Origin of the sequence: Hyphomicrobium sp. (genome assembly GCF_036780825.1) — a bacterium.
Taxonomy (GTDB): domain Bacteria; phylum Pseudomonadota; class Alphaproteobacteria; order Rhizobiales; family Hyphomicrobiaceae; genus Hyphomicrobium_C.
In genome coordinates this window covers 1-22,141 of the sequence record NZ_DAIQCD010000030.1, presented here as the reverse complement: position 1 = coordinate 22,141, position 22,141 = coordinate 1, and the positions used below count along the sequence as shown (strand labels likewise).

The following is a 22,141-nucleotide window of genomic DNA, read 5'->3' as shown; positions in this document are numbered from 1 at the left end:
GTCAACAGATACCCCCATGGGGTATCTGCCGAGCATGCACCCTTGCGCGTTCGGCCTTGCGCATCCCGGTTCTATTTCATCTCGAGGAGCACTGGTCATGGCCGCCCACGAAACACCTGGACACGGTTCCTGTTGCGGCCACTCGGGGCACGGGCCCGGCGAGCCGACCCAATCCGCTGCCGTGAAAGACCCTGTCTGCGGCATGACGGTTGATCCTGAGACAGCCAAGCACCGGCACACGGTGGACGGCACGACCTATTACTTCTGCGCCGCGCGCTGCCAGGAGAAGTTTGCCGCGAACCCGGCACAATATCTTGACCCCACGCAAGCTGCGCCCGAAGCGCCTCCCGGCTCCATTTACACCTGCCCGATGCATCCTGAGATCCGCCAGGAGGGTCCGGGCTCCTGCCCCATCTGCGGCATGGCCCTCGAGCCGGAGCTGATCACCGCCGACGCGGCACCCAATCCAGAGCTTGCAGACATGACGCGCCGCTTTTGGATCGCGCTCGCTTTGACGCTTCCGGTGTTCGTGCTCGAGATGGGCAGCCACCTCGTTAGCCTTCACCACTGGCTTGGGCAGCAGACGTCGAACCTCATCCAGCTCGTGCTCGCGACCCCTGTCGTGCTGTGGGCCGGCTGGCCGTTCTTCGAGCGCGGCTGGGCCTCGGTCAAGACGCGCAACCTGAACATGTTCACGCTCATCGCCATGGGCACGGGCGTGGCTTGGGCCTACAGCATCGTGGCAACGCTCCGGCCTAATCTTTTCCCGGCCTCCATGCGCGCGCCCGACGGATCGGTGTCCGTCTATTTCGAGGCGGCCGCCGTGATCACGGCTCTTGTGCTTCTCGGCCAGATTTTGGAGCTCAACGCGCGCGAGCGTACGAGCGGCGCCATCCGCGCCCTGCTCGATCTTTCGCCTAAGACCGCGCGACGTATCCGATCCGATGGCACCGACGAGGACGTTGCCCTCGAGGAAATTTCCGTCGGAGATCGCCTGCGTGTGCGCCCCGGCGAGCACGTCCCTATCGACGGAGAAATCCTCGACGGCCGCAGCGCCATCGATGAATCGCTCGTTACGGGAGAATCTATGCCCGTGACGAAGGCCACCGGCAATTCCGTCATCGGCGGCACCACCAACCAGTCGGGCACCTTCGTCATGCGCGCCGACAAAGTGGGACGCGACACCGTTCTCGCCCGCATCGTGCAGATGGTGGCCGAGGCCCAGCGCAGCCGTGCCCCAATCCAGCGGCTCGCCGATCGGGTTTCGGGCTGGTTCGTGCCGGCCGTGATCCTCTCCGCCATCCTGGCCTTTGCCGCATGGCAGCTCTGGGGGCCGGAGCCGCGCCTCGCCTACGCCCTGATCGCCGCCGTCTCCGTCCTCATCATCGCCTGCCCGTGTGCGCTCGGCCTCGCCACGCCGATGTCGATCATGGTCGGGGTCGGTCGCGGCGCCAGATCTGGCGTGCTGATCAAGAATGCCGAGGCGCTCGAGCGCATGGAACGCGTCGACACGCTGCTCGTCGACAAGACCGGCACGCTGACTGAGGGCAAGCCACGCGTCGTCGAGGTGCGCATCGCACCCGGCGCCGCTATCGAAGAGGCCGATCTGATGCGTCTCACCGCGAGCCTCGAGCGGGCGAGCGAGCACCCGCTTGCGGCCGCAATCGTGCAGGCGGCAACGGAGCGCGGCCTTGCGCTCTCGGAGCCGCAAAACTTCGAAACCCCTATCGGAAAAGGCGTCACCGGCTCAGTCGAGGGCCGCCAGCTCGCCATCGGCAACCGCATCCTCATGGACGACGCCAGCGTCGACACCTCGAGCCTCGAGGGCGCCGCCGATGACCTGCGCCGTGACGGCGCCACCGCCATTTACGTGGCCGTGGACGGCCAAGCCGCCGGCATCATCGCCATTGCCGATCCCGTAAAGGCGACAACCCCTGCGGCCATCGCGGCCTTGCGGAAAGAGGGGATACGGATCGTCATGCTCACCGGCGATCAGCAAACGACGGCTTGCGCCGTTGCCGCCAAGCTCGGCATTACGGATGTGGAAGCCGAGGTTCTACCGGAGGACAAAAGTGCCATCGTGGCCCGGTTCCGCCGCGACGGCTACGTCGTCGCCATGGCGGGCGATGGCATCAACGACGCGCCGGCTCTTGCCGCGGCAGACGTCGGCATCGCCATGGGCACCGGCACGGACGTCGCCATGGAAAGCGCCGGCATAACTCTGCTCGGAGGCGACCTGACGGGCATCGCGCGCGCCCACGCGCTCTCGGCCGCCACCATGTCCAACATCCGGCAAAACCTGTTCTTCGCCTTCATCTACAATGCCGCCGGCGTGCCGATCGCGGCTGGCGTTCTCTACCCGGCCTTCGGCCTACTGCTTTCGCCGGTGATCGCGGCGGCTGCCATGTCGCTGTCATCCGTCAGCGTCGTCGCCAACGCGCTCCGGCTCAACCGCCTGCAACTCTGAATCCGGCCGCTGATGGCGCGGTGGACCACACGTGTACCGCAACGCGATAGCTCGAAACCCGGCCAACACCCGGGTTTCGAGCTCCGTTAGCGGCTGATGGCCATACGAGAACGAGCGCACGCCTGCTTGAACGCCAGTCCAAACAAGGGCGACGCACTCGGGCGTATGAAAATCAGTACTGCTTCTCGCACCAGGATTCGGTGGCGGACTTGCACGATACGGGGAAGGCCTTCGCCATTTTCTCCGCAGCCGCCCATTCGTCTTCGTCGATGCCATTGTTCACGTCAGCATCCATCGCCGTAAACGTCGGCGCGGGATCGATCTTCAGCTTGTGCTGATTCGCCTCCCATTCCGTACGGCTGATCCTGCCGTTGCCATCCGTGTCCAGCGTATTGAAGTGGCTTGCCCAGTCGGCCATTGCCACCGAGGGCATCAGCACGAGTGTTCCAACGATCAGCAACTTCCTCATGGTTTCGCTCCCAGAAAACGTTTGCGACATCTGCCCTTAGCGGGCTTTTCTTGTGCCCAGGACCGAGATCCCAGGCAGGGCATTGAGCCAATGGGTGCGACAAATCCACAAGGTCACTGGGAGCAAAGGTCGGCAGGATTTCTTGCAGGATACGCGTAGGTGAAGTTGCAGTTCGCGGGGAGATTGTTCGGCAAGCGCGGCAGCCGAACCCCTCGCACGAGAAGCGCAGCCGGCTGCGATGCTTCACCGAAGGGCCGACGATACAGTCAGTCTTTATCTTATCGGGCCGTCTTGCGCGCGCCCGGGATCACGCCTTAAGTGCTGACAGAGCGGCGACTCGCCACGCAATGACGCAGAGAGCGCCAACGAAGAGGATCCGAGCCATGATTATGAAATGCTTGGCCGTCGTAGCTGCCGGAGCCATGGCTCTCCACGCTCTTCCGGCCGATGCTCAGGCCCGCGCCAAGAAGCATCAGCGCGACCATCATCGCGTCACCACGCGCGACTGCACGCCCTACAATGGTCCCTATGGCTATTACGGCAATCCTTGGTGCGATGGCGGCTACAAGTCCGCCGAAGACTATCCTCCGGGAGCAAGCCCCTATTACGATCTCTTCGATCTGCCACAGATCCGCCGTCTTCGCGCCCGCTAGAGTGCTTCCCCTAAAGCGGCTCTAGGGAGTCATTTTCCGAACTTCGCCCCCTTTGAACTCGCGCGCCATCTCGCTCGCGTAGACATCGGCTCGTGCGCGTATCAAAAGAAAAGCGACGGAATTCCGCCCGTTGCGCGTTTCTGCACACGCGTGGATATGTCCTCAGCGGCTGGATGCCGGGCTGGCAGCGGAGGCCATCATCATAACGTCATCTTTGAGTGAATCCTGTTCTCTCGACCTAACGACGGAGTACTCATGAAGACATTCAGACTGATCGGGGCCATAGCCGGGTTGACATTCCTCGGCATGGCGGCGGCCCAGGCGGCGCCCGGATTCTCCACCGCCAACGTGAACATCAGGACCGGCCCGGATACGGAATTTCCGAGCGTCGGCGTAATCCCCGAAGGCGACGACGTCGACATCCGGGGTTGCCTGCGCGACGAGTCCTGGTGTGACGTCATCTGGGCCGGAAATCGCGGCTGGGTCTACAGTGAGTATCTCGCGTTCGAGCAGCGCGGCAGCTACGTCCCGCTGCCCGACGTCGGCCCCGCTGCCTTCAGCATTCCGTTCGTGAGCTTCGTCGCTCGCGATTACTGGGATCGCCATTACGTTGGACGGCCTTGGTACAACGACCGAGCACGCTGGTACTCTCATAAGGTCCGCCCTCGCACGGGCTGGCGCGCTCCCCCGCCGGGCAAGCGCAATCCCGGCTGGTGGCGCAAGGACTATCGCGCCCCCGCAGGTCTCAAAGCGCCCCCCGATCGCAACTGGAAGCGACCGGCGCGCCAAGACCGTCGTGACGGCAAGCGCGGCAACGACCATCGCGACGACCGGCGTGGCGGCGACCAGCGCGGACACAACCATCGCTGATCGGCCTCGAGCGCATACGAAAACCCCGGCTGGAAAGCCGGGGTTTTTTTTATTGGCGACCGTGACAGACAAGCTGACGACGAGGTGCGTCTGCCTCGCCGCGATCAGTTCTCGTCCATCTTCAGCGCGGCGATAAAGGCTTCCTGCGGGATCTCGACCTTGCCGAACTCACGCATCTTCTTCTTGCCCGCTTTCTGCTTGTCGAGCAGCTTGCGCTTACGCGAGATGTCGCCGCCATAGCACTTGGCGAGCACGTCCTTCCGCAGCGCCCGGATCGTCTCACGCGCGATCACCTTGCCGCCGATCGCCGCCTGCACCGGGATCTGGAACATGTGCGGCGGGATCAGCTCTTTGAGCTTCTCGCACATGGCGCGCCCGCGGCTCTCGGCCCGTGTCCTGTGCACGATGATCGAGAGCGCATCCACCGGCTCGCCGTTGACCAGGATCGAGAGCTTGACGAGCTCGCCCTGCTCGTAGGCCGTGATCTGATAGTCGAACGACGCATAGCCGCGCGAGACCGACTTCAGCCGGTCGTAGAAATCGAACACGACCTCGTTGAGCGGCAACTCATAGATGAGCATCGCCCGATTGCCGACATAGGTGAGCTGCTTCTGCCGACCGCGCCGGTCCTGGCAGAGCTTAAGCACCGCGCCGAGATAGTCGTCGGGCACCATGATCGTCGCCTCGATCCACGGCTCCTCGATGTGGTCGATGTGCACCGGATCGGGCATGTCGGCCGGATTGTGCAGCTCGATCATGCTGCCGTCCGTCATGTGCAGATGGTAGATGACCGACGGCGCCGTGGTGATGAGATCGAGCCTGAACTCGCGCTCGAGCCGCTCGGTGATGATCTCGAGATGGAGAAGCCCCAGGAACCCGCAGCGGAACCCGAAGCCCAGCGCAGCGGAGGTTTCCATCTCGAACGAGAAGCTGGCGTCGTTCAGCCGGAGACGCGCCATGGCGTCGCGCAGATCCTCGAAATCGGCGGCATCGACGGGGAACAGGCCGCAGAACACCACCGGCTGCGCCGGCTTGAAGCCCGGCAGAGGTTCGGCGGTCGGGGTCTTTTCGTCGGTGATGGTGTCGCCGACGCGCGTATCCGCCACCTCCTTGATCGCCGCCGTGAAAAATCCGATCTCGCCCGGCCCGAGCTCGGCCAGCATCTCCTGCTTGGGACGGAAGATGCCGACACGCTCCACCTGATAGAGGCCGCCAGTGGCCATCATGGTGATCTTCTGGCCGCGCTTCAGCCGGCCGTCGATGACGCGCACCAGCACGATGACGCCGAGATAGGCGTCGTACCAGCTATCGATGAGCATGGCCTTGAGCGGCTTGTCTCCATCGCCCTTGGGTGGCGGCAGCCGCTCGACGATGGCGGCCAGGACGGCCTCCACATTGAGCCCCGTTTTCGCCGAGACGCCGATGGCATCCGAAGCATCGAGCCCGATCACATCCTCGATCTGGCTCTTGACCCGGTCCTCGTCGGCCGACGGGAGATCCACCTTATTCAAGACCGGCAGGATCTCGAGATCGTTGTCGAGCGCCTGATAAACGTTGGCCAGCGTCTGAGCTTCCACGCCCTGTGTCGCGTCCACAACCAGGATCGCGCCCTCGCAGGCCGCGAGACTGCGCGACACCTCGTAGGCAAAGTCTACGTGCCCCGGCGTGTCCATCAGGTTGAGCTGATAGATTTTGCCGTCCGCGTGTTTGTAGTCGAGACGCACGGTCTGCGCCTTGATGGTGATGCCGCGCTCGCGCTCGATGTCCATCGAGTCGAGGATCTGCTCCTTCATCTCGCGGTTACTGACGTTGCCGCAGATCTGGATCAGGCGGTCCGACAGCGTCGACTTGCCGTGATCGATGTGCGCGATGATGGAGAAATTGCGGATCAATGAGGTATCGGTCATGCGCGCGTGCTTATCATTTCGGTTGATAGGGCAAAAGGGGCATTCAAGGACCGGAAAGCCGGTCCATCCGCAGCGCACGCCCTCCTCCCGAAGGCGCGCATCGGGCCGGCCGGCCCAGTGAGAGCATGATATAGGCTACCCGGCGTGGGTTTCGAGGCGGCCCTGGCGGGTCGGGACCCTGTAATTCAAGCAGTCAACAGCACGCCCCGCGGCCGGTGGCAAGCTCGCCGGGCGCCGGCGCCGGCAACCTGTCGTCTTGACGCCGCCACACGGCTCAGCATGAGTGGCTGGCAAAATATCGAGACGGGATGATTTTGAATGCGATTTGCCTTTTTTGTCGCCTCCGCCGTGTGCGCACTCGCGCTCCAGGCGGCCACCCTTCCAGCCACGGCTGGCGGCATCGAATTCGGCCCTGTGAACGATGCACCACGCGCCAAGCCGGCGAGAAAAGCGCCGCCTGTGGCCCCAGTTGCACCATCCGCCTCTGAGGCGCCTCTCGATCGGGCGCCTGTCCCGGCCGCCACGCCGGCGGCTATGCAGACCCCCGCCGCTTCCCAGGCCTCCGGCACGCGCGTGTCGACCAAGGGCATTCCTCCTCCGCCCGCACCGCGGAATTGCAAGACCACCTGGACCTATGAGTCCTGGTTGCGCGATTTCAAGCGGGAGGCCGCGGCCGAAGGCATCAGCCCTCGCGTCATCAATGCGACGCTCGCCGGCATGACGCCCGACCAAAGCGTGATCTCGCGCGACCGCCGCCAGGGCTTCTTCGCCCAGAGCTTCCTCGACTTCTCGGCCAGGCTCGCGACGCAGAACCGCATCACCAACGGGCGCGCCCAGATTAAGAAGAACCGCGCCGCCTTCGCCCGCGCGCAGAAGGAGTTTGGTGTTCACCCGGCCGTCATAACGGGCTTCTGGGCCCTCGAGAGCGATTTCGGCGCCGGCATGGGCAATCTGCCGATCATGCGCTCGCTCGTGACGCTCGCCTACGACTGCCGCCGCGGCCCGATGTTCCGCGATGAGCTCAAGGCAGCGCTGCGCATCATCGAGCGGGGTGACATGACTCCGCAGACGATGATCGGCTCCTGGGCCGGCGAGATCGGCCAGACCCAGTTCCTTCCGACTCGCTACCTTGAGCACGCCATCGACTACGACGGCGACGGCCGCCCCGACCTTTTCTCCAATCCCACCGACATCATCGGCACCACCGCCAATTACATGGCGCACCTTGGCTGGCGGCCCAACGAGCCGTGGCTCGAGGAAGTGCGCGTTCCCCGTGAGCTGCCATGGGACCAGTCCGATCTCGCAGTCAAGCATCCGCGGTCGCAGTGGGCCTCATGGGGCGTGCGGAAGGCCGATGGCGCGCCGCTCGAGACCGACGCCATGCCGGCGTCCCTCGTCCTGCCCATGGGACGCCACGGCCCCGCCTTCCTGGCGTTCCCGAACTTCGACGTCTATCTGCAGTGGAACCAGTCACTCAACTACGCGATCACCGCCGCCTATCTCGCGACGCGTATCGATGGCGCACCAGCCATGCGCCGCGGCGACGGGGGCATTCCCGTGCTTGCGCAAGCCGAGGCCAAGGAGTTGCAGCGCCTCCTCACCGCCCGTGGTTTCGACGTGGGGGAGATCGACGGCCTGATCGGCATGAAGAGCCGGCAGGCCATCAAAACGATGCAGCAGCGGCTGGGGCTGCCCGCCGATTCCTATCCGACCCCTGAGCTTTTGGGAGCGCTGCGCCGCGGCTCATGACCCTTTCGCTTCCGCGAATGGACAGTCCTAGAGTGCTTCCGGAAAAGTGGGAACCGGTCATGGCGAAGCCATGCAAGCAAGGTGTCCGAAAAGAAGCACGACAAAATAAATACTTAGAGCCGTTCCGGATTCCACTTAAACCGGAACGGCTCTAGTCTTTACCATTTGCACGTCTGCCCTTATCAATCGGAGGCGAACGGCCCATCATGGTCGTGTCGGCCAAGCGAGACACGCTCGGGCGGCATGCCTCTGGGCTACCGCGCTAAAATGCTGATGCCGCAGTGGCCGGTGTCGGCGGACGGGAACGACGGCGACGGGGACGCACGCAAGAGGGAGCGGATCGGTGCAGCGGTCGGTCTTGAGTGGACTTGAGCAGCGCTTGGCGCGGATCGGGGCCGTCGCCGATCAGCAGTTCGACACGGCTCGCGACCTGGAAGCCGCGCTGCGCTCCCTATACCAGCTCATCGACGACACCGACCTTACCGACGCCGACCGCGGGCACATCGCACCTCGCGCTCCATACCTCTTGCGCGAGCTATTCAACGCCCGCATGCGCCTGCGCGACCGGATCCCCGCTTGGGATATCCAGGGCATCTTCGACCGTCCCGCTCAGGAGGCCTTGCGCGATGTTCTCCGCATTGCCCGCTACGCCACGGACATGCTCGGCGAGATCGCCTGCGACAACGATCGGCTGCTGAAAGGGCAGTCAACGAAGCGCGCCTTCACGGGCACGTCCTGGAACACGCTCGTGCATCCCGCCTTCGCCACGGGCGAGAACATCCCATTCCGCTCAGGCGACCTGCTGCTCATGCGCGGCAGCGCTCACAATAGCGCCGCCATTGCCCGCATCGGCGACGTGGACACCCAGTTCAGCCACATCGCCCTCGTCTATATCAGCGACGATGGCCGCCATTGGGTCGTCGAAGCGCTGATCGAGGAAGGCACGGTCGTCAATCCGCTCGACTCCGTCCTCGACCACAACATCGGCCGCATCGTTCTCTACCGCCATCCGAACCGGGCGCTCGCCGCTCGCGCCGCGCGGCTCGCCTATGAGCGCGTCATGGCGACCCGAACGGGCGAGTCACCCCCTATCCCATACGACTTCTCCATGCGTCTCAAAGGGCGCCGCAAGCTCTTTTGCGCCAAGCTCGTCGCCCAGGCCTACGCCGACGCGAGCGGCGGCGCGCTCGTTCTTCCCGCCTTCAAGACACGCTTCGACCACCGCAACAACAAAGACTTCCTGAAAGCCATCGGCGTGCGCGCGAAAGAGACCTTCGCGCCGGGCGACATCGATCTCGATACGCGCTTCGACCTCGTGGCGGAGTGGCAGGATTACCGGATCACGCCGCTGCTCCGCCGCCAGGACATGATCATGACCAAGTTCTTCGAGTGGATGGAAACGCGCGGCTATCGCTTTGAGGAGACGTTTCTCATCAGCCTCATCGCCGTTTTCGGGCGTCTCTCGAGCTACCTGTCGGACCGTGCCAAAACCCTGCTCGCGAGCGCCTTCCCCAAGGTACCCCGCAACATGCGCCGGTCCTGCGTCGCAACCATCGTCATGCTCCACCGGTCAGCCGAGGAGGTGATGCCCGCGCTCGCCGCCCTCGATGAGAACCACGTACGCATGACGGGCCTTCCGCTGCATCCGCGCGAGATGCTCGCCCATCTCGAGCGTCTTCGTGAGGTCTCTGCCGAACGTGTCGGCTATCTGCGCGGCAAAGCCTGACGCGGCTCAGCGGGGCGCGAAACGATCCTCAAGCAGACATAGAGGAAGAAGTAGAGGGCTTCCCAGCTCACCAGCGTGATGATTTGAGCCCCGAGGTGCGAGTAGGACTCGAAGAAGATCGCATCGAGCAGCATGAGTGCCGACGCCGGGACGAAGACCGCCAGCGGCGCACGTCCGGCCCCACGCCATCCTCCGCCGAGCGCCAGCCAGGCGACGATGTGCGCGACCACGAACGCAAGTACGGCGGCCAGCATGCACAAGGCGACATATCCTCCGCAGGGGCTACCTAAGCCCACCGCATGAGTTTACCGAGGATGCGTCAATGCCGCCTTGCACCCTTCCATAAAATTGGATGGAAGCAGCCAGCCGGAAGAACCTCTTGCGCGAAGCCGTGCAGCTTAGAGCCGTTCCGCTTTAGCTGGAAACGGGGAACGGCTCTAAGATTTTGTTTCTTCGTTCTTCTTCCCACTTAAATCAGAAGCACTCTAGTGCAGCTTGACGTGAGGCTCCGTGCGCCGCGTGAGAAGCCGCGAGAAGGAATCGATCGCCACCTTCCAATACCCATGCAGCGCCGTCTCGTGCATCTTGTAGAGCGAGCGATACATGAGCTTGGCGGCGAAGCCCTCGACGATCATCTTCCGTCCGGTGACGAAGCCCATCAGGCTGCCCACCGTCGAGTAATGCCCAAGCGAGACGAGCGAGCCGAAATCCCGATACTTGAACGGGCGCAGCGGCTCGCCGCGCAGCCGTGCCTTGAGCTGCTTGACGAGATGCGAGGCTTGCTGATGGGCGGCCTGCGCCCGCGGCGGAATGGGCATGGTCTCACCCGGAGGCACGAGATAGGCGCAGTCTCCGAACGCAAAGACGTTGGGATCCCGCGTGGTCTCGAGCGTCTGCTTGATGACGAGCTGGTTCGAGTTGCTGACCTCGAGCCCGTCGAGATGCGCAAGCACGTCCGGCCCCTTGACGCCCGCTGCCCAGATCACGAGCTCGGAGCCGATGAAATCTCCGCTGGCGAGCTTCACGCCTCCCGGCGTCACCTCCGTTACTCGCGCACTGGTGCGAACATCCACGTTGAGCTTGCGCAGGATGTCGGTCGTCGCCTCCGAGATGCGCGGGGGCAGCGCCGGCACGACACGGCTCGCCGCTTCGATCAGCGTAATTTTGATGTCCTTCTCGGGATCGATCTTGTCGAGCCCGAAGGCGACCACGCCGCGCGCCGTGCCGTGCAGCTCGGCGGAAAGCTCCGTGCCCGTGGCGCCCGCACCGATGATCGCGACATGCAGCTGCTCGGGCCGGATAGGGCCCGGCTGCGTGTTGGCGCGCACGCAGGCGTTGATCAGCCGCCGGTTAAAGCGCTCGGCTTCCTCGGGCGTATCGAGCATCAAGGCGTGCTCCTTGACGCCCGGAACGCCGAAGTCGCTCGACACGCTGCCGATAGCGATCACGAGCGTGTCGTAAGGCACCCAGCGGTTCGGCGTAATCTCACGGCCGTCCTCATCGACGGTGCGCCCAAGCTCCACCAGCTTCTTTTCGCGATCGAGCCCGATCATCTCGCCGTAGCGGAACTTGAAGCCGTGCCAATGCGCATGCGCCTGGTATTCTACCTCGTGGCGATCCACGTCCATGCTTCCCGCGGCGATCTCGTGCAGCAGCGGCTTCCAGATGTGCGTGCGCGCGCGATCGACAAGCGTGATCGCCGCCTCGCTGCGACGGAACCAGCCGTCCCGGCCGAGCTTGTCTCCCAGCCGCGTCGCAAGCTCGAGCCCGCCCGCTCCGCCGCCAACCACGACGATGTGGTGCTTCTCCGGCTTAGGCAGGATGAGCGGTCCCGCGCTCTGGGTCGTCGTTGTCATATCCGCAACCATCTCGTGCCTCCCACCCTTGATAGGCGCAGTGTCTTCGAGCCTGCTCGTTTGAGGTGGATGCGGACACGCATTCACCGAGAACGTGAATCAGTCTCTCAATCAAAAACTTAGAGTGCGTTCACGTCAAAAAGACGAGTCCATAAAGCGTGAACGCGCTCTAGCAGGAATGTCGCGCAGGCGGCGACGATATCACCGATGAGCTGCCATGCGCGGCGCGCTCGTGGCATCGCGCGAGCCCACTCCGACCACGCATCCGCATACGCTCAAATCATGAAAATAGACTATTCAGAATCCAATAGGCCGCACCACCGGATGCCGGGCACGGACCCCGTTTCGGCCCGCAGCGGGACGTTCGAGCCCGACCATCGTTCGCAGGCTAGCGCACCGAGCCGAAAGCAAGCGATGCGCGTCCGCATCACGGCACAAACGGTCACTAGCCCCGGATCTCGCCGCCGGTCGCCTTTTTCACGCTAGCGATCACCTTCTGCGATACCCCCTCGATCTCCTTATCGGTCAGGGTTTCCGCCGTCGGTTGCAGTGTCACCTCGATGGCCACCGACTTCTTGCCCTCGGCTGCCAGCGCCCCGCCCTCGAATACATCGAAAACCGACACGGCCGAGATCAGGGCTTTATCCGAGCCGAGTGCCGCGCGCACCACGTCCCCCGCACCGACGTCCCGATCGAGAACGAAGGCGAAGTCGCGCCGGACGGGGAGAAGATCGGAGGCCGCGAGCGGCGCCTTGCCACGGGCTTTGCGTTTCTCGGGCGGCAGCGCCTCGAGGAAGACTTCAAATCCCGCCACCGGCCCCGCCACATCGAGCTTGGCGAGCGTCGCCGGATGAATCTCACCGAAATGGGCGAGCACGGTTTTCGGCCCGAGCCGCAAGGTGCCGGACCGCCCCGGGTGATACCAGGCCGGCGCGTCGCGGGTGACCTGCGCCTTGCCCGCATCGATGCCCAACGCCGCCAGCACGGCCACCGCATCGCTCTTGGCATCGAACACGGTCACAGGCTCGGCCTTGCTCTGCCAGTGCCGGCCGCCTCCGGAAAGCCCGGCAGTGCCCGCGCGTACGCCTGCCGCCGAAAGATATTGATCCTCGGGCCGGTCGCCGCGATAGGCCTGCCCCACCTCGAACAGCGCCACGTCGGCGAAGCCACGGTTGTGGTTGCGCTCGACGGCGGTCAGGAGCCCGGGCAGCAGACCCGGCCGCATGACGGCGAGATCGACCGAGATCGGGTTTGCGATTTCGACGAGTTCGGCATCCCCCGCAAAAAGCTCTGCCTCGGCCTTGGGCAGGAACGACCACGTCACCGCCTCGACAAGCCCCCGCGCCGCGAGCGTCCGCCTGGCCCTGCGCGCCCGCTTCTGCGTCTCGGTAAGCACCCGGCCGGCAATTCCGCTCATGCGCGGCAGCGGCGTCGCCGGAACGCGATCGATGCCCGCGATACGCACCGCCTCTTCGACGAGGTCGGCAGTTCCGTGAATATCCGGCCGCCACGAGGGCGTCAGAACCTCGATGATGTCGCCGTCACCGACCAGCTCGCAGCCCAGCGCCTCGAGGATCCTCTTGATCTCCTCCGCCGGCAGCGCGAGCCCGGTCAGCTTCTCGACACGCCTGAGATCGAACAGAATGCCGCGGCGCGTATCGGGAACCTTGCCGGCGAGCGTCGCCTTCGAAGGCATGCCTCCGCAGAGCTTCAGGATCATCTGCGTCGCGAGATCCAGTCCCGACAGCACGCTTTCGGGATCGACGCCCCGTTCGAAGCGATAGCGCGCATCGGTGACGAGACCGGCCTTGCGGCCGGTGGCGGCTGTCCGCACCGGATCGAACCAGGCGCTTTCGACAAGCACGTTCGTGGTCGCATCCGTCGAGCCCGATGTTTCTCCGCCGATGATCCCGCCGAGCCCGAGCGGACCCGCATCGTCGGCGATCACGCACATCGTCTCATCCACGGCGTGCTCCTTGCCATCGAGGCCGAGGAACGTTTCGCCGGGCTTGCCAAGGCGGGCGCGCACGCCGCCCTTGAGCTTGTCGGCATCGTAGACGTGAAGTGGCCGGCCGCGATCCTGGCTCACGTAGTTTGTGACATCGACGAGCGCATTGATCGGCCGGAGCCCCACGGCCCGCAGCCGGTTCTGCAGCCAATCCGGCGAGGGACCGTTGCGAACTCCCTTGATCAGCCGCCCGGCGAACACCGGGCACGCATCCTCCGCGCCCTCCGGAAAATCGAGCGTAATAGCGATCGGATTGTCGAAGCCGCCTTCCACGCCCGAGATCGCCTTTTCCGGCTTCAGCGTGCCGAGACCCGCCGCCGCAAGATCGCGCGCGATGCCGCGCACGCCCGTGCAGTCGGGGCGGTTCGGCGTCAGCTTCACCTCGAACACGGGATCGTTGAGACCGGCGGCATCGATGTAGCGGCTGCCCACTTGCGCCGCCATGTCCTCGGGAAGCGCGATGATGCCCTCATGGTCTTCCGATAGCTCGAGCTCGGCCGCCGAGCACATCATGCCGTTGGAGACGACGCCGCGCACCGGCTTCTTCTCGAGCGTGATCCCGGTACCTGGAATATAGGTCCCAAGCGGCGCGAACACGCCGACGAGGCCGGCGCGCGCATTCGGCGCCCCGCAAACGACCTCGAGCAGCGGCTGGCCCGCCTCCACCTCGACCATGACGATCTGCAGCTTGTCGGCGTTGGGATGCTTCTTCGCTTCGACGATGCGCGCCACGCGAAACGCGCCGAGCTTCGCCGCAGGATCCTCGACGCCTTCGACCTCGAGCCCAATGGCGGAGAGCTTGGTCGCGATCTCCTCGACCGACGCCGTCGTTTTCAGATGATCCTTGAGCCAGGAGAGCGTGAACTTCATCGTAGCACCTTCGACAAGCCACCCGCGCCCCCTCCCCGTTGCGGGAAGAGGTAACGGGGGAGGCAATCATCCGGGATCGTTACGTCGTCACTGGCGATCCCCGTTTGACGCGCCAAGCGCGCGCATTGCGATCCTGCCGCCTGAGATCAGCTCGACAGGCCGCCGGCCAGCGTCGGTACATCGAGCACGGAAAATCCGTAGTGGCGCAGCCAGCGCAGATCAGCCGCAAAGAACGCTCGCAGGTCCGGCACGCCGTACTTCAGCATCGTCAGCCGATCGAGGCCCACGCCGAAGGCGAAGCCCTGATAGCGCTCGGCATCCAGCCCGCAGTTTCGGAGCACATTCGGATGCACCATGCCGCAGCCGAGAATCTCGAGCCACTCGCCGGGCTTGCCGATCGCCTCGGCGCCGATATCGACCTCCATCGAAGGCTCGGTGAACGGGAAGTGTGACGCGCGAAAGCGCATCTTCACGTCCGAGACCTCGAAGAAGGCCTTGCAGAATTCCTCGAGCACCCACTTGAGGTGGCCCATGTGGGTCGTCTCGTCGATGACGAGACCCTCGATCTGATGGAACATCGGCGTGTGCGTCTGGTCGCTGTCGCAACGATAGACGCGCCCCGGCGCGATGATGCGGATCGGCGGCGTCCGGCTCTCCATGGTGCGGATCTGCACGGGGCTCGTATGCGTGCGCAGCACGAGCCTCGAGCCGTCCGGCTTCGGCGGAAAATAAAAGGTGTCGTGCTCTTGGCGCGCCGGATGCTCAGGCGGGATGTTGAGCTTGCCGAAGTTCATCTCGTCGGTTTCGATGTCCGGCCCCTCGGCGACGTCGAAGCCGAGATCGGCGAAGATCTCCACGCACTCGTCGAGCACTTGGCTCACCGGATGAATACGGCCGAGCGCTTCAGGCCCGGGCCGCACCGGCAGCGTCACGTCGGCCCGCTCGCCCGCAAGGCGCGCCTCGAGCGCCGCCGCCTCGAGCGCGGCGCGTCGCGCCTCGAGCGACAGGGTCACGGCGGTTTTGACGACGTTGTTTGCAGCCCCGAACGCCTTGCGCTCCTCCGGCGGCAGCTTTGCGAGCTTGGCCATCTGAGCGGCGATCAGCCCTTTCTTACCGAGCGCTGCCACGCGCACGGCTTCGAGCTGGCCGAGATCCCCCGCCGCATCGATCTGCGCCAGAAGATCGGCCTTCATCGCCTCGAGTTCGGATGTGCCAGTCATCACGCGCCTCATCTCGTTCACCCCACGGGCCGGAGGGCGTTCCCCGAGCGCCGCGGGGCAAGGCATGGGGGACAACATCGGCGGCGGATCGATCTCCGCGCCGATCCGCGCTCGGCTGAGCACGGCCGCGAAGGTGGTCCGATCCCCCGGCTCTCCACGGGCTCGCGGAGTGGCGGGGGACGTGACCGAAAAGAAGGGGCTTAGGCCGCGGCCTTGCTGGCAGCGGAAGCCTGATCGACGAGTGCCTTGAATGCCGCCGCGTCATGCACGGCAAGATCGGCGAGCACCTTGCGATCGATCTCGATGCCGGCCTTGGAGAGGCCATGAATGAACCGGCCGTAGGTGAGGCCGTGCTCGCGCGTCGCGGCATTGATGCGCTGAATCCAGAGCGCCCGGAACGTGCGCTTCTTACGCTTGCGGTCGCGATAGCCGTACTGCAGGGCCTTCTCGACGGCCTGCTTGGCGATGCGGATCGTATTCTTGCGGCGGCCATAATAGCCCTTGGCTGCCTTCAAAACCTTTTTGTGCTTGGCGTGGGCGGTAACACCGCGTTTTGCGCGTGCCATGGATCTGCTTCCTTAGTGACGGATGAGTGGGTCTGGTTGCGCGCTGAGCTCAGCGCGCATACGGCATGTATTTCTTGACGATCTTGGCGTCGCTGTCGTTGAGCACCATGGTGCCCCGCGCGTCGCGAATGAACTTCGCGTGCCGCTTGATCATGCCGTGGCGCTTGCCCTGGGCCTGCGCCTTCACCTTGCCTGTGGCCGTCATCTTGAAGCGCTTTTTGGCGCCGCTTTTGGTCTTCAGCTTGGGCATTTCGCTCTCCTTCGTGTTCGGAAACGGCCCGCCTGCCCAGCCGAATGGCGGGCTGCCCCTTTGCCCGTCCCCAGCAAAGGGAGGGAGAAGGAGTGCTTTTGTGCGGAGCCGCGGATCGTAAAAGCATGAAAGCCGCCACGGCATGCCCCGCCGGGCGGCTCCGCGGCGACTTATACGGGCGCGCCTCGTCTTTTGCAACATGAAGGCTGCACCAGCAGCGAAGGCGCCTTGAATGGATCCGAGAGACCAAATGCGCCCAAAATCCCCATTCAGGGCAGGCTCTTATGAAATTCGGTTAAATGAATGGTCTCGCCAGGAGTTATTCTTCCCTCAATGCAAATTACAACAATTACAATCTACGGAAAACAGTCGACCCGGGCTTGGTAACTTGCCCAATGGGCACCAATATTTACTCCGGATGTTCAATTTCTCCGACTGACAGTGGACCCGTAATACTAGTCTTCAAACCCGGCACAACATCTTGCCTTTATAGACAATGCAGGCCATATAGGGCCATCGAACACGCCTTGGGTTCACTCTGCGACAGCGGCCACGCTGAAACTAGAAGTCTCCATCGCGCGATTTGATGACGTCTCCGGTCATCGGGTCCGGAGATATGACTTGCTTTGGAGGCACTATAATGGCGAACGGCACGGTAAAGTGGTTTAACGGTCAAAAGGGGTACGGCTTCATCCAGCCTGAGGAGGGCGGGGCTGATGTCTTCGTGCACATCTCGGCCGTAGAGCGCGCCGGTCTGCAGACTCTCCGCGAGGGACAGAAGGTCTCGTACGAGACTGAGCGTGGCCGCAACGGCAAGATCGCTGCCGTCAACCTGCGTCCGCTCTGAGCCAGCAAAAAATTCAAGGATGCGGGGAGCGGATGGCTCTGCTCCCCGTTATTTTGCATTGTTGATTCGCTACGAAATGTGGCCGCAGTGGTGGTCATAGCCAGGGAGTGTGAATGGCGAAGGAAGAGATGCTCGAGTTCGAAGGCGTGGTGGAGGAGGTGCTTCCCGACGCCCGCTGCCGCGTGAAGCTCGACAACGGACACGAGGTGATTGCCTACACGTCCGGACGCATGAAGAAGAACCGCATCCGCATCCTTGCGGGCGACAAGGTCACCGTCGAGATGACGCCCTACGATCTCACCAAGGGACGCATCAACTTCCGCCACCGGGACAGCCGGTCTGGCCCGCCGCCGTCTTCGACCGGCCCTGGCGGTGGCTTTCGCCGCCGCTGATCCTCTCCTGGGGCGCCCATCGCCCGAGACGCCTCCAAAGCCGCTCTCGCCCCAGATCCGCGCATCTTCAATCAGTGATGCGCCCCTATGACCACCACGGCCTCCCACTGAAACCGTAATGCCTCTAACGAGCGCAGCCCGCACGTTCCGCGGGCCGCGCCCGTTTTCCCAGATGATGCTTCGCCCGTAATTTCCCAATGAGGGAACGCGCTCTATGGATAGGCAAAGCCGAAACGGAAACGGATGAGTTTCCCGTCTCGGAACTCATACTCCGCATAATAGACCGGATAGCCGAAACTCTTGAGCTCCGGGTCTCGGTCGGCATTCGCGATCTCGTACTCGAAGAAAAGCTCCGAGCCCGCCTTGTGCCGCGATTTGAAGCAGGTTCCGAACAAAGCCTGCACTTCCGCCACGCTCATGCCGAGCTCGACGCCGCGCCCTGTTCTGAAGCTTTCGATCGGAAGGTCCACGAGGGCCAGAGCCTCTGAGCTCCCGACGCGAACCTCGGCCTCGGCATACTCGTCCTCCCCAGCGCCGTAATGGACGAAAAGCACGAGTTCTTGCGCGCCGTTGCTGGAAACGAAGCGCGCATGCGGAAGGTCGTCCTCGCTCTCGGTCAGCGTCGCGCCCGAGCCAACGACCTTCACCGCACTCTCCCGGTCCGTGAGGACGATGCCGCTGATCGTCGTGTCGGGAGACTTCATCCGGCACTTTGCTTCAGCCCCCGCGCCGAGGCTCGCGCTCAGCGCTGCCCCGAGCACACAGCAGCCGATCCAAAGACGAATTGACATGGTCCTGTGCCGCAGCGCCAGCCGAATGCATCTCGGACTCGCGCGTTCGTCCGCTGACGCATCTCAAGGCCGAATATTCCCGGAATTGAGCGAGCATAGCGAATACTCACTCGCTTGCCAGCGCAATTTCAGGATCGATGGCTTACGATTTCGGTAAGGAACGGCAGGGCGCAAGTCTCGACGAGCCGCTTCGATGTCACAGCCCGCATTTTCCCGCTCGCGGAGCCTCGCGCCGCTCAGACCGGGAGCTCACGCCACTTTCAGCGGCAGCTTCGCGATCTCGTTGTCCCCTTCACGTGCCCCGACGATGTCTAACCACCGGATCAGCTCGATGTCTCCGGCAGGCGTTTCTCCCGCTGCCGTGCAACTCTCGACCCAGTCTCCGGTATTGATGTAGCGGATACCGCCGATCAGACGGTTTGCGGCATGGTGGATGTGTCCGCAGATCACGCCGTCCGCGTTTTGGCGGCGTGCCTCTTCCGCAAGATTCTTCTCGAACTCCCCGATGAAGTTCACGGCCGTCTTGACCCGGCGCTTGAGGTAATCGGAAAGGGACCAGTAGCCGAGGCCCACCCTTCGGCGGATGAAGTTGAGCGGCCGGTTCGATCGGAGTGCGATCTCATAGCCCTGGTCGCCAAGGAACGCGAGCCAGCGCGCATAGCGCACCACAACGTCGTACTCGTCGCCATGCATGACGATGAAGCGGCGGCCGTCTGCCGTCGTATGGATAGCTTGGCGCTCGATCTCGATGCCACCGAAATGCATGCCGGCGTAATCGCGGACGCCCTCGTCGTGATTGCCGGGTATGTAGACGATGCGCGTTCCTTTGCGCACCTTGCGCAGGAGCTTCTGCACCACGTCGTTATGGGATTGGGGCCAGCAGGTGCCGCGCCGGATGCGCCAGAAATCAAAGATATCGCCCACCAGATAGATCGTCTCGGCCTCCGTATGCTTGAGGAAATCGAGAAGCATCTCGGCCTGGCTGGCCCGGGTCCCGAGATGTAGGTCTGAGATGAACAGCGATCGGTAGAAGCGTTCCGTTACCATGCAGCGAGGTTCCGCTCCGCATGCCAAAAAATTCTTGCCTCTTAGACGAGATTTTCATTTCAGGATTATGACAGCGAAAGACGGGCAGCCCCCGCGCGCTAGAGCAGATCCCATTCGGGCGGACTCGCCCGAATGGGTGAAGATGCTCGCTCAAACAAAATAACTAGAGAATTTGCAGTGAGCGCAAGCGAACGGAAAATGCTCTCGAGCCTGATCGTTTGAGGTGGATGCGGACACGCATTCACTGAGAACGTGAATCAGTCTCTCAATAAAAACTTAGAGCCCGTTCACGGCGCACAATCCAATTCTGATAAGAGTGAACGCGCTCTATGGATCTGGAGCGCCCCTACTCCCCAACACCGGGGCACCGCCCGAGCCAATCCGTACGCGATCCAAGGCCAACGGGTGCGGTGAGATTCTAATAGATACGCACCGGGAAATAGCGTTCGACCAGTTCCAGGAAGCGGCCGCTCCGGCGCACGCGCTTCAAGGCGCCGTTGATGAGCGCCTTGATCTGCGGATCGTTGCGCGGCACCGCGACCGCGAGCCCGTCGCCGAAATATCTCGGCTCGAGAAACGCCTCGCCGCGGAATTCACAGCATTGCCGCGACAACGATCCATTGAGCCAGAAGGCGAGGCTGATGGCATCATCGAACACGAGTTGCACCTTGCCCTGCTGTAGCGCCTCGCGGGCCAGCTCGGGGTTCTCGAACAAGGTGATACGACTGTCGCGGTAGAAAGCTTTGACGAAGGCCTCATGCGCGGTGCCCTTGGCCACGCCGACAGTCACGCCATCGAGTGCCTCCGGCGTAACCGCACCCGTGGCCTCGCCCTTGCGGGCCGCAAAACGGCCTGGCGTATGAAAGTAGCGATCGGAAAAATCCACCTCCGCAAGGCTCGACGCCGTGACGCGATGGGCCGCGATCACCGCATCCGCGTCTCCGCGCTTAAGCCCCGTCAGGAGATCTTCCCAAGGCCGCACCTTGATATCGCACGCAGCCCCGGCCTCGAGACAGATGGCACGTGCCAGATCGACATTGAAACCCGTGAGCACGCCCTCGTCGTCATAGTAATTGAAAGGCGGAAACTCTCCCTCGGTTAGGAAGCGGATGACGAAGCGCCTCGGCTGCTCAGCCTGCGCTGCGCCTTCATTGTCCTGCGCGGATGCCGCAATGCTGGCAAGGAACAGGCCCGCAGCCAAGAGAACCAGTGCCGTCGCAGTCCTCACGGCCACGCCTTCGAGAGACACGCTGTGTGCAAAGCTGCGAAAGGCGGTGGCGAGCATCATGATCGGGCCCGTCGTCACGGATAGGAATGAGAGTCCTATTTAACATCGGAGCCGATCTGGCAAGATCGCTTTCGGCATGAGTTGTGCGAAAGGGGTCTTCCGGCAGGACCAATCCGTTGGTGCGCGCGGTCATCACGCACGCACCTGTCCTGCCCGGCATGCGCCTTTCGCGGAACAGGGAGGGGACCATGCCCGAGAAGCGCGTCCGCAGCGTGTCCCAGATGGCAGCGTCATGGCCCGAAGGCTTCGTTCCCGAAGAGCCGATGTCCGCCGAGGAGCGTCCGCCGCTCCTCCCTCGCGAGCCCGGCCCGTTGCATCCCCACCGGAACCGGTCCGCCCCGGTCTTCTGGAGCGCGGCCGAGATCGACGACCTCGATCACGCGACTTTTGAGCTGCGCAGAAGCCGGCCGGAGCGTTCTGCGGGCGAACCCACGTGGGCCTGGCAGAAGGCCGCCTTGGCGCTCATCGCGCTTGCGATCGCAGCAGGCGCCGTCGCCAGTCCCCGCTATGCCACCTTCGCCCTCGCCGCCGCACTGGCGCTGCCGTTTCTCTGCGTCGTGCTGCTGCGTGCCGCAGCCCTCTGGTACGCAACGGGACAACGGGCGCTGGCCGCCGCATCCGACCGCGCCCCAGCCACGCCGGCGTCCTCCTCCGGCCCCGTGCCGCGGTATTCGTTGCTGATCCCGCTCTATGATGAGGCGGCCGTCATCCCTGATCTCGTGAAAGCCCTCGACGGGCTGGACTACCCGCGCGACAGGCTCCAGGTCCTGCTGATCCTCGAGGCGGAGGATACAGCCACCCGCAGCGCCGTAGCGGCACTCTCGCTGCCGCCGCAGATGTCCACCGTGATCGTGCCCCCGGGCGAGCCCCGCACCAAGCCGCGCGCCCTGAACTATGCGCTTCGCCAATCCACAGGAGACCTTGTCGTCGTCTACGATGCCGAGGACGCTCCGGAGCCGGATCAGCTTCGTCGTGCGGCGGCCCTGCTTGCAGCCGACCCTCATCTCGCCTGCGTTCAGGCGCGCCTCAACGTTTTCAATTTCGAAGAGACGTGGCTCACCCGTCAATTCGCCATCGAATATACGGTGCTGTTCGATTATCTCCTGCCGACGCTCGAGCGTCTGGGTCTGCCACTTCCCCTCGGCGGTACCTCGAACCACTTCTC

General features: G+C 63.8%; 19 protein-coding genes. 8 read left to right on the top strand and 11 right to left on the bottom strand.

The window, feature by feature from the left end; all coding sequences use genetic code 11:
• Positions 1–97 precede the first annotated feature (97 nt).
• Complete coding sequence (locus V7P99_RS11620; protein WP_333794985.1) at positions 98–2,467, top strand: heavy metal translocating P-type ATPase; 2,370 nt, start codon at positions 98–100, stop codon at positions 2,465–2,467.
• 172 nt (positions 2,468–2,639) lie between these two features.
• Here V7P99_RS11620 and V7P99_RS11615 read toward each other — a convergent pair whose 3' ends face one another.
• The gene (locus tag V7P99_RS11615) at positions 2,640–2,936 is read right to left on the bottom strand and encodes a hypothetical protein (protein ID WP_333794984.1); all 297 of its coding nucleotides are present in this window, start codon (positions 2,934–2,936) and stop codon (positions 2,640–2,642) included.
• 383 nt (positions 2,937–3,319) lie between these two features.
• Here V7P99_RS11615 and V7P99_RS11610 point away from each other — a divergent pair, with 383 nt between their 5' ends.
• Together V7P99_RS11610 and V7P99_RS11605 are read left to right on the top strand one after the other, a co-directional pair.
• A complete protein-coding gene (locus tag V7P99_RS11610) occupies positions 3,320–3,589 on the top strand; it encodes a hypothetical protein (RefSeq protein WP_333794983.1) in 270 nt (89 codons plus the stop codon).
• 255 nt (positions 3,590–3,844) lie between these two features.
• Positions 3,845–4,459 (top strand): SH3 domain-containing protein, encoded by a 615-nt coding sequence (locus tag V7P99_RS11605; protein WP_333794982.1) that lies wholly within the window; start codon positions 3,845–3,847, stop codon positions 4,457–4,459.
• Between the two features lie 104 nt (positions 4,460–4,563).
• Here V7P99_RS11605 and lepA read toward each other — a convergent pair whose 3' ends face one another.
• A complete protein-coding gene (gene lepA, locus V7P99_RS11600; RefSeq protein ID WP_333794981.1) occupies positions 4,564–6,366 on the bottom strand; it encodes a translation elongation factor 4 in 1,803 nt (600 codons plus the stop codon).
• A gap of 534 nt (positions 6,367–6,900) precedes the next feature.
• Between lepA and V7P99_RS11595 the strand changes: the two genes are divergently transcribed.
• Together V7P99_RS11595 and V7P99_RS11590 are read left to right on the top strand one after the other, a co-directional pair.
• The gene (locus tag V7P99_RS11595) at positions 6,901–8,115 is read left to right on the top strand and encodes a lytic murein transglycosylase (protein ID WP_442909898.1); all 1,215 of its coding nucleotides are present in this window, start codon (positions 6,901–6,903) and stop codon (positions 8,113–8,115) included.
• Positions 8,116–8,458: 343 nt separating this feature from the next.
• Entirely contained in the window at positions 8,459–9,841 is a 1,383-nt protein-coding gene (locus V7P99_RS11590) for a YiiX/YebB-like N1pC/P60 family cysteine hydrolase (protein ID WP_333794979.1), read from the top strand.
• On the opposite strand, the gene V7P99_RS11585 is transcribed toward V7P99_RS11590, so the two are convergent.
• The 6 genes from V7P99_RS11585 to rpmI form a co-directional block, all read right to left on the bottom strand.
• Positions 9,820–10,095 carry a hypothetical protein gene (locus tag V7P99_RS11585; protein WP_333794978.1) on the bottom strand — a complete coding sequence of 92 codons (276 nt, stop codon included), beginning with the start codon at positions 10,093–10,095 and terminating at the stop codon, positions 9,820–9,822. The genes V7P99_RS11590 and V7P99_RS11585 overlap by 22 nt on opposite strands.
• A 231-nt stretch (positions 10,096–10,326) precedes the next feature.
• Entirely contained in the window at positions 10,327–11,697 is a 1,371-nt protein-coding gene (locus tag V7P99_RS11580) for an NAD(P)/FAD-dependent oxidoreductase (protein ID WP_333794977.1), read from the bottom strand.
• Between the two features lie 445 nt (positions 11,698–12,142).
• On the bottom strand, positions 12,143–14,575 hold the full coding sequence (gene pheT, locus V7P99_RS11575; protein ID WP_333794976.1) for a phenylalanine--tRNA ligase subunit beta: 2,433 nt from the start codon (positions 14,573–14,575) through the stop codon (positions 12,143–12,145).
• Positions 14,576–14,721: 146 nt separating this feature from the next.
• The gene (gene pheS / locus V7P99_RS11570; protein ID WP_333794975.1) at positions 14,722–15,795 is read right to left on the bottom strand and encodes a phenylalanine--tRNA ligase subunit alpha; all 1,074 of its coding nucleotides are present in this window, start codon (positions 15,793–15,795) and stop codon (positions 14,722–14,724) included.
• A gap of 200 nt (positions 15,796–15,995) precedes the next feature.
• Positions 15,996–16,361 carry a 50S ribosomal protein L20 gene (rplT, locus tag V7P99_RS11565; RefSeq protein WP_333794974.1) on the bottom strand — a complete coding sequence of 122 codons (366 nt, stop codon included), beginning with the start codon at positions 16,359–16,361 and terminating at the stop codon, positions 15,996–15,998.
• A gap of 49 nt (positions 16,362–16,410) precedes the next feature.
• Positions 16,411–16,611, bottom strand: a complete 201-nt coding sequence (gene rpmI, locus V7P99_RS11560; RefSeq protein ID WP_333794973.1) for a 50S ribosomal protein L35 — start codon at positions 16,609–16,611, stop codon at positions 16,411–16,413.
• Positions 16,612–17,251: 640 nt separating this feature from the next.
• Between rpmI and V7P99_RS11555 the strand changes: the two genes are divergently transcribed.
• Positions 17,252–17,458 carry a cold-shock protein gene (locus V7P99_RS11555; protein WP_333794972.1) on the top strand — a complete coding sequence of 69 codons (207 nt, stop codon included), beginning with the start codon at positions 17,252–17,254 and terminating at the stop codon, positions 17,456–17,458.
• 113 nt (positions 17,459–17,571) lie between these two features.
• Positions 17,572–17,850 carry a translation initiation factor IF-1 gene (gene infA / locus V7P99_RS11550; RefSeq protein ID WP_333794971.1) on the top strand — a complete coding sequence of 93 codons (279 nt, stop codon included), beginning with the start codon at positions 17,572–17,574 and terminating at the stop codon, positions 17,848–17,850.
• Between the two features lie 212 nt (positions 17,851–18,062).
• Here infA and V7P99_RS11545 read toward each other — a convergent pair whose 3' ends face one another.
• The 3 genes from V7P99_RS11545 to V7P99_RS11535 form a co-directional block, all read right to left on the bottom strand.
• Complete coding sequence (locus V7P99_RS11545) at positions 18,063–18,641, bottom strand: hypothetical protein (protein ID WP_333794970.1); 579 nt, start codon at positions 18,639–18,641, stop codon at positions 18,063–18,065.
• Between the two features lie 249 nt (positions 18,642–18,890).
• A complete protein-coding gene (locus V7P99_RS11540; protein ID WP_333794969.1) occupies positions 18,891–19,688 on the bottom strand; it encodes a UDP-2,3-diacylglucosamine diphosphatase in 798 nt (265 codons plus the stop codon).
• A 418-nt stretch (positions 19,689–20,106) separates the two neighbouring features.
• Entirely contained in the window at positions 20,107–20,994 is an 888-nt protein-coding gene (locus V7P99_RS11535; RefSeq protein WP_333794968.1) for a transporter substrate-binding domain-containing protein, read from the bottom strand.
• A 170-nt stretch (positions 20,995–21,164) separates the two neighbouring features.
• Between V7P99_RS11535 and V7P99_RS11530 the strand changes: the two genes are divergently transcribed.
• On the top strand, positions 21,165–22,141 hold a 977-nt coding region (locus V7P99_RS11530), incomplete at its 3' end, for a glycosyltransferase (RefSeq protein ID WP_333794967.1).